The sequence below is a fragment of the Pedobacter sp. ASV1-7 genome, from assembly GCF_040203335.1.
Taxonomy (GTDB): Bacteria; Bacteroidota; Bacteroidia; order Sphingobacteriales; family Sphingobacteriaceae; genus Pedobacter.
In genome coordinates this window covers 69,737-87,245 of sequence record NZ_JBEHBV010000012.1, presented here as the reverse complement: position 1 = coordinate 87,245, position 17,509 = coordinate 69,737, and the positions used below count along the sequence as shown (strand labels likewise).

The window sequence follows — 17,509 nt, the reverse complement described above, 5'->3', positions numbered from 1 at the left end:
AACTTATCTACCAAAGTATTCGTCTTTTTTATCTACTCTATTTGGATCTTCCAGGGGATATTGTTTCAACATAGGAAAAACACCAAGATCATCCATATTCAAAATCCTTCTTAAATCAGGGTGTCCTTCAAACTTCACACCGAAGAAATCATATGTTTCACGCTCCATCCAATTTGCAGCATTCCATAGTGTGGTTGCTGTAGGGATAGTTGGATTTTGCGAATCGATATACACTTTAACCCTTACTCTGATCTTTTTCACCATACTATGCAAGTGATAAACCACTGCAATTCCATGTTTCTTTTCAGGATAATGTACTGCTGTAATATCTGTAAGAAAATTAAAGTTTGCAACTTCGCTTTCTTTCAAAAATCTCAGCACTTCAACAATTACATCTTTAGTTGTTTCAAAAGTAAGCAAGCCATAAGGCTCATTTACACCTATGATTTTATCACCAAACTTTTCGCTTAGTAATGTTATCAAATCTTGATTCATCACCTCTGCCATTATAAAATTCCGTAAGAAGCCAACATTTCCTTATATTGATCCGAATTTCTTCTTCTCGAAGATTCATTCTTTACTAATTCCTGAATTTTACCAAAACCATCTAAAATAGCTTCAGGTCTTGGTGGACAACCAGGAACATACACATCAACAGGAATAATCTCATCAATACCCTGCAAAACTGAATACGTATCAAATATTCCGCCACTAGACGCACATGCGCCAACAGCCATCACCCAACGAGGCTCAGCCATCTGCAAATAAACCTGCTTCAAAACTGGACTCATTTTCTTAGCAATGGTACCCATCACCATTAACAAATCGGCCTGTCGCGGAGAAAAACTTAAACGTTCCGACCCAAAACGGCCGAAATCATAATGAGAACCCATAGTGGCCATAAACTCAATACCGCAACAAGAAGTCGCAAAAGGAAGAGGCCATAATGAATGGGAACGAGCCAAACCAATAACTTTATCTAAAGAGGTGGCAAAAAAGCCAGATCCTTCAATGCCTGGCGGCGCTTCTACTATATTGATGTCACTCATGATACAAAACGAAAAAGGCTCATTCCTTTAAAGAATGAACCACAAATTTACAATTTTTTGAAGCAAAAGGCCTACGTCATATGCATTTAGAATCGATCTAAATAGATTAATTCCAATCCAGGGCTTTCTTTTTCAAAACGTATATAAAACCCAATAATAAGGTTCCCATAAATACAAACATCTCAATCATACCCGTCATACCCAATTCCCGGAAGTTAACGGCCCATGGATACATGAAAATAACCTCAATATCAAACAGTACAAACAATATTGCAACCAAAAAGTATTTGATAGAGAAAGGCTGACGCGCATTTCCAATTGTTTTAATACCTGCTTCAAAAGTTTCCAGTTTATCTTTGGTCTTCCTTTTTGGGCCTAAAAAGTGAGTCGCAATTAAAGTCACAACAACAAAACCTAATGCAACAATAACTTGAAAAATGATAGGTAGAAAATCTACAGGTACACTTTGCGTTTCCATTTAAAAAATATTTTAGGACAAAAGTAAAACAAAAAGGCAGGATATCAACCCTGCCTTCTCAATTATTATATATTTTAATTATTTTCTCTTAACAGGAGCTTTAGGAGCAGGTGCCGCTAATTGCTTTAATCCTTCAGATGCAGTAGCATTTTGAGGTTCTAATGCCAACGCTTTATCCCAGTACAATTTAGCTTTTTCTTTATCGTTTTTGTACAAAGCAAAGCCTGCTATCTGGTTATAAGCTTCTACCATACTTTTAACTGGTGGAGCTGGTTGAACATTATTTTTCAAACGAACTTCCGCTGAATCCAGGTATTGCTGATAGAATGGCAATTTCAATCCTGTAGGTTCAGTATCGCTATCCATTAAGTTATTTACTCTTGCTCTCCAAAGGAATACATCAATAGTAGTTGGCGCTTCTTTTAGGACTGCTGCAAAAGCAACATCAGCTTTAGCTAAAATATCTTTCGATGGATTGGTTTTTGCACTATAACCTTGTCCATAAAGGAAATAGCCAGCAAGTCCGCGATAGAAGTAATTATATAATGAACCTTTTCCATTAGGATTGTACTTATTCACAACATCATAAGTTTCAATTGCTTTAGGATAGTTTTTTGCATCATAAAATGCTTTTGCAACCTCAGCTAATTGTTCAGCATAAGCAGAGTCCAATTCAACAGCTTTAATCAAGCTAGCCATTGCTAAATCATCTTGCTTATTTTCTTTTTGTGCCCTTCCAAGGTATAAATAATCTGAAGCGATTATACGGGAAGCATCTTTTGCTTTCGCAAAGAAATCGTTCATATATTCTAAAGCTTGAGGATAGTTTTTATTCTCAAATGCAGAGTAGCCGCGTAATCTGGAAACTACCAAAGCTTTTGGATCGTTAGGGTTACTTGCAGCAAGACTAGAAGTTACTTCTTGTAATGTTTTATAATCTTTTGCATAAAACAAGAACTGAGCATAACGTAATTTCGATTCAAATGAATTATCAGTTAAGTCGATATATTTTTTGTAATTCTCAGTAGCCTGAGCTGATCTGGCCTCAAACTCATTCGCCATTTGAAGTGCCCATTGCATATAAAGTTCAGCAATTTCACGGTAAGCAGGTCCATAATTAGGATCTTTTGAAATTGCTTCTTTTAATTGCTCTTCTGACTCTGTAAAAGCTCTTGACTCTTTGTACATACGGCCAATTTGAACAGTAGCTCTAACCAACGATTCGTTGATATTTAATGCACGCATATAGTTTTGTAAAGCCTCGGAATTTTTCTTTTGTAAAGCATAATAATCGCCTAGTGCCAAGAAAGTTTCCGCATCTTTATCTTTGTCATCCAATTCTTCTGCCTTCTGTAAATAAGGTAAGGCTGCTTCAAAATCTGGTTTATCAGTTGAGATATATGCTTTTCCGATATATAGCTGAGGAACCCAGTCTTTCTTTGATGACACATCAACAGCTTTTGCAAAATTAGTTTTTGCAGAAGCAGCATTGTTATCAATTAAATCTGCTTCACCTAAACCGATATAGTTTAATGAATTTTTTGGATCTGCAGTTACACCTTTTGTAAATACAGCACGAGCTGAATCCACATACTCCATACGCAAATAAACCTCACCCAAATTATAATAATTCTCTCCTTTGCTAGCTTGTGAATTTACAAGTGTTTTAAGCATTGAAGCGGCTTTCTGATACTGCTCGGCATCTATTGCCTTCTTTGCGTCACTTAAGCTCTGAGCAAAAGAGGCAGAACCCATCACTACTAAACCTAAACTTAAGGTTATCGCTTTCTTTGTCATTTTCATGGTTCGTATATTGTTTTTTAGTTATCAAGAAGTCCATCCACGTGGGGCTTCAAAGTTCAAATATAAAATTTAGTTTGTATTCTTAAAATTAAAATCACGAGAAGCCATTTTATGTGGCCCCAATCCGGATTTGAGTACAATCAGTTGTCCCCTCGGACTTACCAACCAGGTCGCGAACCCAGCTCCCAATCCATCTCTGCCCTCTGCATTGATAATATATATGTTCCTTAAAAAAGGATAAATTCCACTAATTAAATTCGCCTGAACAGGTTTATAGAACTGATCATCACCTTTTTTACCTTTGAGATTTTTCACTCCCATCATTTTTACTTTATCCAAATCACCGGCCATTTCTTTCTTATTATCAATAAGCCAGTTCACCCCTAAAACACCAATAAATCCCTTATTCTCTGCGATATATTTAATCACATCATTGTTGGTGTTTAAAGTATAAATGCCTTTTGCCGGCAAGGCCTTAATACCTGCCAGGTCTTTAAAATAACGCAATGTACTGGAGTAGGCATTGTCAAACACCAACTGTTTACCATTTGTAGAAGTCCCCTTTAGTATATTAACGACTTCATTTACAGTAATATTGCTATCCAGGTTCTCTTTATTCGTAATTAATGCAATTCCATCTATTGCAAATCTGGATGTTTTTGGAACAATACTTCGATTCCGGTATACCTTATCTTCAGCGTCAGTAAGCATCCTTGACATGACAATCACGCGGATGCTATCATTTAAGAAAGTGGGTATTATTTTTTGTTCATTCCCTTCAACAAGCGTGAATTTTGTATCCGGATAATCTGTTTTAAATACTTCAATCTGGTCGGCCAATACTTCCGAAAAAGATTCATCGACCAACACACTAATCGTACCTGAAGTACGTGTTTCCTGCACTTCATTTGCAGGTTTTGGTTTCTGTTTACAAGCAACAAAAACAGCTAGTAAGAGTACAAAACTAAGATTCTTCATTTGTTAAGCATTAATTGCTAATCCTCTTCAGGTTTCTGATTTATTAAGCGCACGAAACGAATCAATGCATAGACAATCAACAGGCAGCCTAACATAATTCGATATTTCGTCTCTATCTGGTTGAGTACTTGATTTCCAAAGATCAACATCCCTCCTAGTACGATGTAAAAGAAAAACATGACCAGGCCTAAAATGAACAGAAATCGCTGTTGAGGCGATTTCTGCATAAATGTTTTAAAATTAAACATTCTAATTTGATAAGGTAAAGCTAATTGGAATATTATATTTCACACGTACCGGTTTACCATTTTGGATACCCGGAGTCCAACGTGGACTAGCTTTAAGTACTCTGATGGCTTCCTCATCGGTACCACCACCAAGTTTTCTTTCCACTTTAATATCTGTCAAAGATCCGTTTTTCTCTACTACGAAAGATAAGAAAACTTTACCTTGAATGTTATTCTCTTGTGCCATTGCAGGATATCTTACCGCTTTCTTCAGATAAGCATAGAATTTCTCCATACCACCTGGGAAGCCTGGCTGAGTTTCGATACTTACGAAGTCATAAACTTTAGTATCTTCCACTACCGCTGCCTGTTTCGGACCATCTCCAACCGGACCAGCGATAACTATATCAGCTGTTGGATCACCTTCAATGGTTTTCTGACCAGGGTCAGCTTTTTTCAAATCCTCAATTTGAACAGGTTCTTTATCTACTACCTCATTATCCGGTTTTACAATCGGAGGAGGGAATTTCACCTGATCTTGTTTCGGCGGCGGTGGCTCAACCGGTGGTGGCGGAGGTGTCTCCGGGTTTACAGGTGGAGGTGGTGCAACCGTAACCTCTACCTGTTTTACTATCTCGTCTTCGGGCAACTTGCCTTTGATCAAGCCTACGAGCTTAGGCGCCACAAACAACAGTATAAATACTGATGATGCGAGGACTAGAGCCTTGGTGGTATTTGCGCCATTTTCTCTACGTAGCTCATAAGCTCCGTATTTCTTATTCTTATTTGCAAATACAACATCAAGCCACTCTGTCTTTAGTAAGTCTATTTTAGAACCAAACATAGCTTAAATTTTTAATATCGTTAATTTGTTTTTATTATAAAATTCCGCCCTGTTTCATGAAATCCTTTTCACCATCAGTGATGTTTTCATCATCAATTGCTGGTGCTGTTTTGATTTTAGTAATCGCCAGCTCATCCATAATATCAACAAAATTCTTATAAGTAGCTCCTGAAGTTGGTTTAATCACCATAATGATCTGCCTTCCACCAGTAGCATCTGCTACTTTCTTTTTATTATCTAATATTGATTTTCTGATATCAGAAAAGTTTTCAATAGTAGGTTGAGCATTTTTTGCTTCTCCCATATACCAGGCCACTTTATTGTTTTTACCCAATAAGATGGTCATGGTTTCTGAAGCACGCAATTCATTTCTTTCTACTGAATTGTCTTCTTTATCAGGCTTTGCAATGTCCATTGCAATTGGTTTCGATAGGGAAGTAGTAAGCATAAAGAAAGTGATCAACAAGAAAGCCAAATCCACCATCGCAGTTAAATCTACTTTGGTACTTTGTTTCTTGGTTCTTACTTTTTTACCTTTTTTCCCCCCACCGGAGGTATCTAATTCTGCCATAATATATAATTATTATTCCGCACCGCCTTCGGCAGATGTGATTAAACTGAATTTGTTAATTTTCTGTTTCTGAAGGATATCTACAACCTTTTTAATCGATGGATATTCTTCAGCCCCATCTCCTTTAATACTTACACGCATTTGTGTAGAATGAAGTTCCGCAACAGAGTGGCGCGATTGCAGAATCCATTCAGCCAACTGATTGTTGGTTGAATCTGTAGGAATACCTTGTAATGACTTTTGGAAAGCTGCTCTTTTATCTCCATCCAGTTGAATGAACTGTTGTAAATTCTGGATTGGAACACCGAACGCTCCGATTACACCAAAACGTTCTCTTTCTTCAGGACTGAACTTGATGTTGTATTTCTCGCCCATCTTGTCCAGCGTAGCCATTTTAATGTCTTTCCCTATGATTTCATAGTACACTTGTCCTTTACCTATTGACAATATCCCCATATCCAAATCAGGAACCTTAAGTTTATAGGTTGATGAAGGAATGGTTACTTCCAAAGGGTCAGGCTGACGTGCAGTTGCTGTTAATATAAAGAAAGTCAGCAATAAGAAAGATACGTCGCACATCGCGGTCATATCTATCGCAGTACTCTTTCTTTGGACCTTTGCTCTTGGCATAATTTTTTAAAATTACTAATGTTTTAAACTAATGATGTTTATTCCCCCGGTTTTCCATAAAGCCGGTAAAAAAAATTCATTATTTTTTATTTATGCGTACTAGCGTAAGTCTGGATGATGCTGAAACCTGCTTCATCAATTGCATAAGTCAACTTATCAATTTTAGAAGTAAGGATGTTGTACATAATAATTGCAAGAGTTGAAGTACCGATACCTGTAGCTGTACACATTAGGGCTTCAGAAATACCTACAGCAAGTGCAGCTTGATCCGGAGCACCAGAGTTAGCCAAACCAGCGAAGGCCTTGATCATACCTGTTACTGTACCTAATAGACCTGTTAATGTACCGATAGAAACCAAAGTAGCAATTACAGTTAAGTTTTGCTCTAACATTGGCATTTCTAAAGTTGTTGCTTCTTCAATATCTTTTTGAATACCTAAACATTTCTGATCTGTATCCATGTTTGGTTCAACTTCCATTTCACGGTATTTTTTCAAACCCGATTTAATAACGTTAGCAACAGAACCTTGTTGTTTATCACACTCAGCCATTGCAGACTCAATGTTGTTTGCGTTTAACAAAGCTTGAATTTTTTTGATGAATGCATCTAAGCTTCCTTTACCAGTAGCTTTACCAATGACAATCATTCTCTCCACTGAAAACACAATAACCATTAGCAACAATCCGATCAAAATTGCTACAATCGGACCACCTTTATATGCCATACCTGCATAGTTTCCAACTTTTGGTAAATTTTCAATGTTATCATCAATAAAGTTTTTTGGATCTCCAAGGATAAACTTAAAAATACATATCCCAATGATGATACAAATTGGAATAGTTAACGTAGCGAATAAATTCGAAGCTGTAGAGCTTTCTTTTTTTACTGTTGTCGGTTTTGGTGCGTTTGCCATTTTTTTTTAGTTTTTTAGTTTTTAGTACTTTGTTTTTTAAAATTAGATAAATAATCTGTAATACACACAACGACCATTATAAACAATTGTTGTTACAACAAATTTATAACTTTGATTTTAATACCAAATTAAATAATTGTTAGTGTATTACCCCGAGTATTTCCCTTCACGTAGTTAGTATAATTAAAAAAGATTGTCCCGGTGGAGAGACAATCTTTCGCAATTAAAACTAAAAAAAAATTGATATGCAAATTTTTCGGAAAAAAAATGCGTTTAATGTGCGTTTTCAACAACTTTAGGGGCCGATGCTAGCATTTCTTCTGTAGCACTTGCCTCAAACTGCTTAAAATTGTTCACAAAGGCCAAAGCCAGTTCGTTTGCTTTTTGGTCATATTCTTTCGCATTTGCCCAAGTATTTCTAGGGTTCAGAATTTCCGCAGGAACATTGGGACAACCAACCGGAATACATAAGCCAAATACTGGATCCGCTTCAAAATCGATGTTATCAAAATCACCTCTCAGTGCTGCCGATATCATGGCCCTAGTATAGGCCAGTTTCATCCGTTTCCCTACACCATAAGCACCTCCACTCCATCCTGTGTTAATTAGCCATACATTCACCTTATGCTCATGCATCTTTTCACCCAACAGACTTGCATAACGTGTAGGATGCAACGGTAAAAAAGCTTTACCAAAGCAAGCGGAGAAGGTAAGCTGAGGCTCTGTAACTCCTGCTTCTGTTCCTGCCACTTTAGCTGTATAACCCGATATAAAATGAAACATAGCCTGACCGGGTGTTAATTTAGAGATTGGAGGCAATACACCAAAAGCATCTGCTGTTAAAAAGAAAATATTTTTAGGCATTCCACCAATAGATGGTATTACTGCATTATCAATGTATTCAATTGGGTAAGCGACTCTTGTATTCTCAGTCTTATCTATATTAGAAAAATCTACAGTACGCGTTTGCGGAAAGTAATTCGTGTTCTCAAGCAATGACCCGAATTTTATAGCATTAAAGATTTGCGGTTCTTTTTCGACGGTCAGATCTACACATTTTGCATAACACCCTCCTTCAAAATTAAATACGCTATCTTCACTCCAACCATGCTCATCATCACCAATCAAGCATCTTTCAGGATCTGCAGACAATGTTGTCTTTCCAGTACCTGAAAGTCCAAAAAAGATCGCAGTATCACCATCCTTACCAATATTTGCAGAACAGTGCATTGATAATGTTTGTCTTTGTTCAGGCAAAATAAAATTTAGCACCGAAAAGATACCCTTCTTGATTTCACCTGTGTATCCTGATCCACCAATCAAAATCATCTTTTTAGTAAAGTTTAGAATAGAAAAATTGGGCTGCCTGGTACCATCAACCGCCGGATCAGCAAGAAACTTTGGTGCGGCGATAATAGTCCATTCTGGCTTAGAAATAATTTCTTCATCTCCTAATCTTAAAAATAAGTTGTTGGCAAAAAGATTCTGATAAGCCGTTTCCGTAATAACTCTGATGGTAGTTTTATATTTAGGATCCGCACAAGCATACGCGTCCCTCACATAAAAATCATTCTGATTCAGATGCGTTGTGATCTTCTTCAGAATTGAATCAAAATTTTCCGGATCAAATTTAATGTTAATATCACCCCACCAAACGGTGTCCTGCGTAATATCATCACAAACAATAAATCTGTCTTTTGGAGAACGCCCGGTAAATTTTCCAGTGTCAATTGCCAATGCCCCGCTATCGGCAAGTGTACCCTCTCCATTTTTCAAGGCCTCTTCAACCAATTGTGCTACATTAAGCTGAAATAGAGCCTTATCCGAATCCAAATTCAGATAGCTCAAATCAGGCTTAAGCATAAACGCTTTGCTCATAAATAATAAGTTAGTCCGACAAAGTTATACAGATTAAAAGGGAAAACGCATGGTTTTTCTTGAAAAAATTTACTTATTGTTGTCGATACACTAACAGGCAATCTGCTGACTTACAGAAGATTACACCTATTTTACGAGGCGATTTTATCCGCCAGATTTTTTCACTTTGTAACCTTCTTTTTGCAATAATTGCATCACTTTATCTCTAAAATCTCCTTGAACAATCATCTCCCCATCTTTAGCGGATCCGCCTACTCCACATTTGGTTTTCAGCATCTTACCTAATTTCTGAAGTTCATCTTCCGTACCAATAAAGCCTGTTACAAGTGTAACTGCCTTCCCTCCCCTATTCTTCTTATCAAGTGTTACTCTTAAATCTTGTTGATTATTTGGTAATGCTTCTGCAGGCTGATTACTTTCCTCTTCAAATACAAAATCAGGATCCGTTGAAAACATAATTCCACCAAGGTCGCTTAATGATTTCTTTCTAGGCTTCATAATCAGGTATAATAATGTTTAAAGATAAAGGCTTCACAGATACATCGATTTCCTTACCCATAAAAAAAGGCTCTCCATCTATATGTATCGCATCTTCCTGTATCCTAGTTATGTGTATGTTTTTTCCTTTGATAATTTCTACCAATTTAGAGTTATCAGTTTTTGCACTTAGCATTTCATATGCTAGCACAGGCAATTTATACATAGGAAATTCCTTCACAATACATACATCAAGCCACCCATCGGTAACTGATGCCGCAGGTGCGATATGTGCATTGTTTCCGTACTGTGATGAATTTGCTACGCTGATTACAAATGCTGTTCTTATATACTCCATCCCATCAATAACAATTCGGTAGGTTTGAGGTTTATAATTTAACACTTCTTTAAGTCCAAGTTTCACATAGCCCCTTAATCCCCGCCCTTTATTGCCTGCAAATACCGAGCTGATATGTGCATCAAACCCCATACCCGCCATATTAAAAAAATATCTATCATTAAAGGTCGCCGAATCAATCACAGCTACGTTGCAATTATTAATTACCTTTATGGCTTTTACGGTATTCATTGGGATTTTAAGGAATCTTGCTAAACCATTTCCAGATCCAAAAGGCAGGACACCTAGAATTTTGTTTTGCTCCATTACTTTTCCGGCCACCTCATTAATTGTCCCATCTCCACCAACAGCAACAATAATATCAAAGTTTTTACCCGCAGCCTCTTCTGCAATTTCTGAAGCATGACCAACATACTCAGTGAAAGCAAAATTTGCATTAAACTTTGAACGGTCCAGGTTTGCATCAATCAAAGAAGGGATCTTTAGTTTATCTTTTCCCCCTGATATCGGATTTATTATGAATAGTATATTTTGCTTCGACAAGATCTTCCAAATTAATAGGCTACAAAATAATCGATATTTTTTGACTATTTAAATATATAGTGTAATTTTGCACTATTAAAGTGGACTGATTTGCGATGCTATGTTAAGAATAGCGGGATTGCAACCACGTAAAAAAAAGTGCTAACCTATTATACACTTCGATTTACTACCTGTTTCACAGGGTCACCCTCCATTTTATATAATTGTTTACTCATTAAATTAATTATTTACAATGTCTTACTTATTTACATCAGAGTCTGTTTCTGAAGGTCATCCAGATAAAATTGCGGATCAAATTTCAGATGCACTTATTGATAATTTCCTGGCTTTTGATGCAGACTCAAAAGTAGCCTGTGAAACACTGGTTACAACCGGACAGGTGATTCTTGCAGGAGAGGTAAAGTCTAAAACTTACCTTGATGTACAGCAAATCGCACGTGATGTAATCAAAAAGATCGGCTATACAAAAAGTGAATATATGTTTGAAGCAAATTCTTGTGGTATCCTTTCGGCTATCCACGAGCAATCGCAGGACATTAATCAGGGGGTTGATCGTTCGAGTAAAGAAGAACAAGGTGCAGGTGATCAGGGAATGATGTTTGGCTATGCCACCAATGAGACTGAAAACTATATGCCATTGGCTTTAGACCTTTCGCATACTTTATTGCAGGAACTAGCTATCATCAGACGAGAAAGTAAAGAAATCACTTATTTACGTCCAGATGCTAAATCTCAGGTAACTTTAGAATATTCCGACGACAATAAGCCTGTTCGTATTGATGCGATTGTAATTTCTACTCAACATGATGATTTTGATGAAGAAGCAGTAATGCTGGCTAAGATCAAAAAAGATCTTGTTGATATTCTAATTCCTCGTATCATAACGAAATACCCACAATACGCACATTTATTTAACGATAAGATTGAATATCACATCAACCCAACCGGTAAGTTTGTAATCGGTGGTCCACATGGTGATACTGGTTTAACGGGTCGTAAGATCATCGTTGATACTTATGGCGGTAAAGGTGCACATGGTGGTGGTGCTTTCTCTGGAAAAGATCCAAGTAAAGTAGATAGAAGTGCTGCTTATGCGACGCGTCATATTGCTAAAAACCTGGTTGCTGCTGGTATTGCTGACGAGATCCTTGTACAGGTGAGTTATGCAATTGGTGTGGCTAAACCAATGGGTATTTACATCAATACTTACGGAACAAGCAAAGTGAATAAAACGGATGGTGAAATTGCTAGAATAGTAGAAGGCATTTTTGACATGCGCCCTTATTTTATTGAACAACGTTTAAAGCTAAGAAATCCTATTTATAGTGAAACTGCTGCTTATGGACACATGGGACGTAAACCAGAAACAGTTACCAAAACTTTCAAAACTCCAAATGGTGAAGAGAAGGTGGTTACGGTTGATTTGTTTACCTGGGAAAAACTTGATTTTGTAGATAAAGTAAAAGTAGCTTTTGCCTTGTAAAAAACACTTGAATATTATTATACGGAAAGGGGTTATATCAATTTGATGTAACCCTTTTCTTGTTTTATACCTATAGGGCGCAGCCTTTGTACATCCTGAAAGCTTTGAGATAATTACAATATAACTACCAGATAATTACTGGATGATTACAGGGTTGCGCTACCCTTGAGCTACCGTTACGCTACCGTTAAGCTACCCCTAAGGTATCTCAACCCTATCGCAAGGGTAGCTCAAGGGTAGCGCAACCAAGTCGTCAGATAGTGATCATCCTGTAATTATCCTGTAATCATTGTCCTATTTTCATATAACTATACGAGATGAAACAGTTGGTTTTTTCAATCAGATCAAACTATTTTATAATCCAGATGTTTTATAACCATAACCTACTATTATGGAACATCCAGCAGAAATGAACACCTTAAGCCAGATTTTAGAGAAACTGAGACTTAAAGGAATAGACAATGAGATAAAAATGACTGACCACGGTAAGATGCAAGGTGTCGGCCAAAAAATATATAGCCCTGAAGATTTATCAATAATAAAAACATATCGTTTTGAGGGGGATTCTGACCCTGGAGACAATGCTGTACTTTATATATTAGAAGATAAGGATAAACAAATTGGCTACATCCTTGATGCTTATGGTATGTACAGTTCTCAAGAAAATACGGGATTTGATGATTTCTTAAAGAAAATCCCTACAGCAGACAGAGACATGCAAGAACTATTAAGTTAAACACAGCATCTAGAACAAAGATTAGTTTCCAATTCTTCGCTTTTCTTCGTCATTACTTTGCTCAATCTTTTTATTACTGAATTTTTTACCTGAACTAAAATTATAATTTACCGATAAGCTAAAAGTGCGTGTAGGTCTTTTCTGGTAGAAATCTATTCTAGTTCCGGAAAACTCTGTTAAATCCATTTCTCTTGAAGTGTTAAATGGATCTGATATAGAAAAATGCAACATTAAACTTTTGTCAAGGAACCTTTTGGACATACCCAGGTCAGTATAGAGTTGATAGGCTATTTTTGAATTTGCACTAACATATGGAGAGCGGTAATCAACCGATGCCTCCAAATCGAACAATCCTTTCAACTCAACCTGATGTTGGGATCTGGCATAGAATGTCGACTGTCTAATCCGGTAGCCATCAAGATTGTAACTAAGGTTATAACCTGCTACTGAATTGTTTGTCGTCCAGCCCTTCATGATTTTAATTGGGGCATTAAAAGAAAAGCCATATTCATTACTACTATCAAAGTTTCTTCTCTGATATTCGATAACATTCCCTTCAACCGGATTAGCCAATTGGCCAATTTTATCATTTGTTAACGCAAAATAGATGTCAGCTGAGAAGCCTTTCCAAAAGACCGTTCCAATTTCAAGCTTGTGAGTATATTCAGGTGTAAGGTTTGGATTTCCAAGTTGCGTAAGGTAATCATCAAACTGTAGCCTATATGGATTAAGATCCGAAAAAGATGGTCGCTGTAGTCTTCTGGAATAATTTAGGTAAACCGCACTCCCCTTTTGCTCATTCAATTTTTGGGAAATAAAAACTGAAGGAAAAAAACCTAAATAATCCCTTTTAAATTTTTCATTTCCAGTTATTGAATTTCCATCCATACCTGTATGTTCAGCTCTTAAACCAAACTTGGCACTTAATTTACCCCAGGCTTTTTCTAAAGACACATAAGCCATCGAAAGATTTTCCTTATAAATAAAACGGTTACTCAAATTAGAGTTCAATTCCCAGTTTCCATTGATAAAATTCTCATTCAAGACTTCATTATCCCTTTTAGTGCTTGCAAACTTAAGGCCTGCTTTAAAAGAAAATGTATTTTTAAAAACCTTGGTATAATCGGTCTGCAAACTATAAAGATTAGTCTTATTCGGTGTATTATTACGATAATGCGAATTTTTCTGGGTTAAAGTATATACAGAAATAAAATTATTCAACTCAGTCCTGGTACTATTGAGATAATCGGCAATAACCTTTAAACCCGAGCCTAAACTATCCATTTTTAATGAGTAATTAAATGTTGTTCCATTAAACGAGGGCCTTCTGAACCATTCAGATTTTGCAATTCCTGTTAAGGATTGGACACCAATAAAAGAAATATTAGTATCAAAATACTGATTCATTTTGTTTTCAGTGCCTACTGATTGAACCCCAATTGACTGGTTTTTATTAATATCATAAGCTGCTCCAATCCTGTACATTAATCTCCCATTGTTGTTGTACCTATTTGTATTACTCGAATAAAAGTCCTGGTTTGGATAACTGATTTTAGTACTAGCAACATAGTCGCTTTCATCTTTTCCGGCAGATACACTTCCTGAAAGATAAAGGCTTTTAAGTTTATAATTTAATGAAACTCCAGCCCCATAGGCAGGTCTTTTTTCCTGTTGCCGATACTGACTATATAATGATCCGATCAACCCATCTTTACGAGTTTTTTTTAGTACGATATGAATAATACCGCCAGAACCTGCAGCTTCAAATTCTGATGGGGGACTAGAGATAATTTCAATTTTACTGATATCTTCCGATCTCAATGTGCGCAAATATTCAGCAAGATCATTCTCTGACATCCTTTGAACGACATCATTTATCATTACCATTACTGACTGATTTCCTCTGATCTTGATTGAACCATCACTTCCAACCCAGATTCCTGGAGATTTCTGGAGCACTTCGAGCCCATTATTACCTGTCCCTAAAGCACTTCCATCTACATTAACAATATAGCGATCAGTTTTTCTTTCTATCAATGGTCTTGCACTGGTAATATTTACAGTTTTTAGTGTCTGCTGATCTTCATTAATTACAATGCGTCGAACCATTACGGTGTCAGGATATACAAATTCTAGTTTCAATGGCTGATAGCCAATTGACGAGATTTTTAAAACGTAACGATTCTTTGGAATAAATTTATGGGAGAACTGATACTTGCCGGTTTCTCCACTTACAATACCTCCCAACAGTACATCAGCTTCAAAAAAACCGATGGATGCGAATGGGATTCCCTTTCCCTTTTGATCAACTATCGTTCCTTTAAGAGTCACTTTTAAAGTCTGATCATCTTCTATTGATATTTGTTTCTTGCGTCCGATTGCAATCAGTTTATCTGATACCATTTGATAGGTAAACCCATTTTCTAACAGAACTTTTGCCAATACCTGTCTAACAGTCCCATTTACTACATTTATGGATATCTTCATTGTATCTGAAACCACTTCATCACTATAAACGAAGTTGTACCTACATTGATCTTCAATTTGTTTAAATAAGGAAGAAATAGGCTGATCCTTTAGGTTTAATGTCAATTTTCGATCTTGTCCATAAAGTTTAGCATGGGCAAATATCACTAACAGAAGTATGATGTATCTACTCATCCCTAGTCATTTATTACTACCAATCTATTATTGATCGTATAAGTTAATGGGTAGGAAAGTTTGAGTGCTTCTAGCGCCTGCTGAATGGTTTCATTGGTAAATGTTCCACTAAATCGCTTTTCCTTTAATTGCTTACCTCGTATTTCTATCTTAAGATCATATTTCCTCTCCATTTTTACCACAAGATCCTTAAGCTTTTCTTTATGGAAGACTAATGTATCAGCTACCCACTTCGTATCCATTGACAATAAATTTGAGTTCATTGAAAGTACCCGGAAGTCATTTCGAATACCGCTTTGCGGCTTAGAATAGATAAGTTTTTCATTAGGCCTAAGTTGCACCTTGTTATTATTGTTCAGCCTATCTGTTACCTGAATTGAACCTCTGATCAATGCAATCTGTACCTCAGGGATACTTTTGTATGCATTCACATTAAAAGCTGTCCCTTTAACTTCTATTTCAATATTCCCAACATGTATAAATAATGGGACTTGGCTATTTTTAGCTACATCAAAATATGCTTCCCCATCTAAGGTGATTTCACGTTTGTTCTTGCCAAAGGCTTTGTTATAGCTTATTGTAGATTTTTTGTTTAGCCATATCCCAGTTCCATCATCAAGCATTTTAAAAATTTTCTCATCATTTGCTACTACCTTATTGAGGCTTAGACCATGATCTTTATTTATCAGATGATTCACCAACAGACCAACACTAATAAAAAGAATCAGCATCGAAGCAATTTTCATAAAGGACGTATTAAAAAACGGATTGTTTTTTGGTGTCGAATAATCAAACCTCTCCCCTATACTTTCATTATCAGCCGCTTTAATCATTTTCCATATATGACCAAGTTGATCTGTATTTGTCTGAGGGCTTTCTTTGTGGCTGAAGTATCGGTAAAATTTTATGGATAGAGATTTATATTCTTCATTATTCTCGATTACCCTATCAAACACCCTTCTGTCTTCAGCAGAGATTTCTCCAGATAGTTTTCTGGATAACATTTCTAAAAACTTTTCTCTTTTCATCATTTAGAAGCTTATAACTTAAAGACACGTATAAGCTGCAGATTACTTACTTCATTACAAAAAAAATAATGAAAGATCTGAAAGTGGCTGCTTTCTGGATATTTTCACCTGCGGATGGTACCCTAAATAACCACTAATAGAGTCAGCTAATGTCTTTACTGCTTTATAAAGTTGATTTTCAACTGTTCTTATTGAAATCCCTAAAATCTTAGCAACAGCACTGCTCTTTAACCCATGCTCTTTAATGAGGATAAATATTAACTTACGTTGTTTTGGAAGTGCCTCAACCGCCAGATCAAGTAACTTCATGAGTTCCTTATCCTCTGCTACAAAATTGAACTTATCTGATATCTGCTCTAATGATTGTTCAGCAGGCTGTTCTGTAAATAATAGGTACCGTTTTCTATCAGACCTATTCAGATTAAGACAAGCATTCTTAACTGATATATATAAATAAACCTCTGGATTGAGTACTTTTGATAAGCCTTCTCGCTTAAGCCATATTCTCACAAAAAGTTCAGAGGTCACCTCCTCCGCGCTTTCACGCTGTTTGATATATTGTCTTGCGAAAGCCAGTACCTTATTGTAATATAGGACAAAAAGCTCATCAAATGCAGCCTTATTCCCGTACTGGATTTCCTTAAACAATAGCACAATCTTACTTTTCTCTTCCGGCATTAACTTTAGCTTTTATGAACCAAGTATTGAGGTGTTATTGATAATGACACCAAAGTTTGAAGATATACTTATTCTGGGATAATATTTATGTGTATTATTTTAGATTCATAAGAATCCAGATTTATCGTCAAACAAATATTCTGATATGATTGAAATTATTAACTTGTTGCTTT

General features: G+C 36.4%; 18 protein-coding genes. 2 read left to right on the top strand and 16 right to left on the bottom strand.

The features are described from left to right. Positions 1-3: 3 nt before the first annotated feature. From ABDJ41_RS22005 to ABDJ41_RS21945, 13 genes are all read right to left on the bottom strand, one after another. Positions 4-507 carry an NADH-quinone oxidoreductase subunit C gene (locus ABDJ41_RS22005; RefSeq protein WP_349788305.1) on the bottom strand — a complete coding sequence of 168 codons (504 nt, stop codon included), beginning with the start codon at positions 505-507 and terminating at the stop codon, positions 4-6. Beyond that, positions 507-1,049, bottom strand: a complete 543-nt coding sequence (locus ABDJ41_RS22000; RefSeq protein WP_349788304.1) for an NADH-quinone oxidoreductase subunit B — start codon at positions 1,047-1,049, stop codon at positions 507-509. The genes ABDJ41_RS22005 and ABDJ41_RS22000 overlap by 1 nt, the downstream gene beginning before the upstream one ends. Positions 1,050-1,155: 106 nt before the next feature. Beyond that, on the bottom strand, positions 1,156-1,527 hold the full coding sequence (locus ABDJ41_RS21995) for an NADH-quinone oxidoreductase subunit A (protein WP_349788303.1): 372 nt from the start codon (positions 1,525-1,527) through the stop codon (positions 1,156-1,158). A gap of 78 nt (positions 1,528-1,605) precedes the next feature. Continuing rightward, a complete protein-coding gene (locus tag ABDJ41_RS21990) occupies positions 1,606-3,330 on the bottom strand; it encodes a tetratricopeptide repeat protein (protein WP_349788302.1) in 1,725 nt (574 codons plus the stop codon). Between the two features lie 69 nt (positions 3,331-3,399). Further along, entirely contained in the window at positions 3,400-4,308 is a 909-nt protein-coding gene (locus ABDJ41_RS21985) for a substrate-binding domain-containing protein (protein WP_349788301.1), read from the bottom strand. Between the two features lie 17 nt (positions 4,309-4,325). Continuing rightward, a complete protein-coding gene (locus ABDJ41_RS21980) occupies positions 4,326-4,535 on the bottom strand; it encodes a hypothetical protein (protein ID WP_349788300.1) in 210 nt (69 codons plus the stop codon). Between the two features lie 22 nt (positions 4,536-4,557). Beyond that, positions 4,558-5,379: an energy transducer TonB gene (locus ABDJ41_RS21975; protein WP_349788299.1), complete on the bottom strand. Its 822-nt coding sequence runs from the start codon at positions 5,377-5,379 to the stop codon at positions 4,558-4,560. Positions 5,380-5,413: 34 nt separating this feature from the next. Beyond that, positions 5,414-5,950 (bottom strand): ExbD/TolR family protein, encoded by a 537-nt coding sequence (locus ABDJ41_RS21970; RefSeq protein ID WP_349788298.1) that lies wholly within the window; start codon positions 5,948-5,950, stop codon positions 5,414-5,416. 12 nt (positions 5,951-5,962) lie between these two features. Continuing rightward, positions 5,963-6,580 carry an ExbD/TolR family protein gene (locus tag ABDJ41_RS21965; RefSeq protein WP_349788297.1) on the bottom strand — a complete coding sequence of 206 codons (618 nt, stop codon included), beginning with the start codon at positions 6,578-6,580 and terminating at the stop codon, positions 5,963-5,965. Between the two features lie 86 nt (positions 6,581-6,666). After that, a complete protein-coding gene (locus tag ABDJ41_RS21960; RefSeq protein ID WP_349788296.1) occupies positions 6,667-7,494 on the bottom strand; it encodes a MotA/TolQ/ExbB proton channel family protein in 828 nt (275 codons plus the stop codon). 273 nt (positions 7,495-7,767) lie between these two features. Then, positions 7,768-9,372: a phosphoenolpyruvate carboxykinase (ATP) gene (pckA, locus tag ABDJ41_RS21955; RefSeq protein ID WP_349788295.1), complete on the bottom strand. Its 1,605-nt coding sequence runs from the start codon at positions 9,370-9,372 to the stop codon at positions 7,768-7,770. Positions 9,373-9,516: 144 nt separating this feature from the next. After that, positions 9,517-9,870: a translation initiation factor gene (locus ABDJ41_RS21950; RefSeq protein WP_349788294.1), complete on the bottom strand. Its 354-nt coding sequence runs from the start codon at positions 9,868-9,870 to the stop codon at positions 9,517-9,519. Next, complete coding sequence (locus tag ABDJ41_RS21945) at positions 9,860-10,750, bottom strand: diacylglycerol/lipid kinase family protein (protein ID WP_349788293.1); 891 nt, start codon at positions 10,748-10,750, stop codon at positions 9,860-9,862. The genes ABDJ41_RS21950 and ABDJ41_RS21945 overlap by 11 nt, the downstream gene beginning before the upstream one ends. A gap of 232 nt (positions 10,751-10,982) precedes the next feature. Between ABDJ41_RS21945 and metK the strand changes: the two genes are divergently transcribed. Continuing rightward, on the top strand, positions 10,983-12,233 hold the full coding sequence (metK, locus tag ABDJ41_RS21940; RefSeq protein ID WP_349788292.1) for a methionine adenosyltransferase: 1,251 nt from the start codon (positions 10,983-10,985) through the stop codon (positions 12,231-12,233). 391 nt (positions 12,234-12,624) lie between these two features. After that, positions 12,625-12,969, top strand: a complete 345-nt coding sequence (locus ABDJ41_RS21935) for a hypothetical protein (protein WP_349788291.1) — start codon at positions 12,625-12,627, stop codon at positions 12,967-12,969. Positions 12,970-12,990: 21 nt separating this feature from the next. Here ABDJ41_RS21935 and ABDJ41_RS21930 read toward each other — a convergent pair whose 3' ends face one another. From ABDJ41_RS21930 to ABDJ41_RS21920, 3 genes are read right to left on the bottom strand one after another with little or no spacing between them, the layout of a single operon-like run. Then, positions 12,991-15,630: an outer membrane beta-barrel protein gene (locus ABDJ41_RS21930; protein ID WP_349788290.1), complete on the bottom strand. Its 2,640-nt coding sequence runs from the start codon at positions 15,628-15,630 to the stop codon at positions 12,991-12,993. A gap of 2 nt (positions 15,631-15,632) precedes the next feature. After that, a complete protein-coding gene (locus ABDJ41_RS21925) occupies positions 15,633-16,661 on the bottom strand; it encodes a FecR family protein (protein WP_349788289.1) in 1,029 nt (342 codons plus the stop codon). Between the two features lie 51 nt (positions 16,662-16,712). Beyond that, positions 16,713-17,336: an RNA polymerase sigma-70 factor gene (locus ABDJ41_RS21920; RefSeq protein WP_349788288.1), complete on the bottom strand. Its 624-nt coding sequence runs from the start codon at positions 17,334-17,336 to the stop codon at positions 16,713-16,715. Between the last annotated feature and the right edge of the window lie 173 nt (positions 17,337-17,509).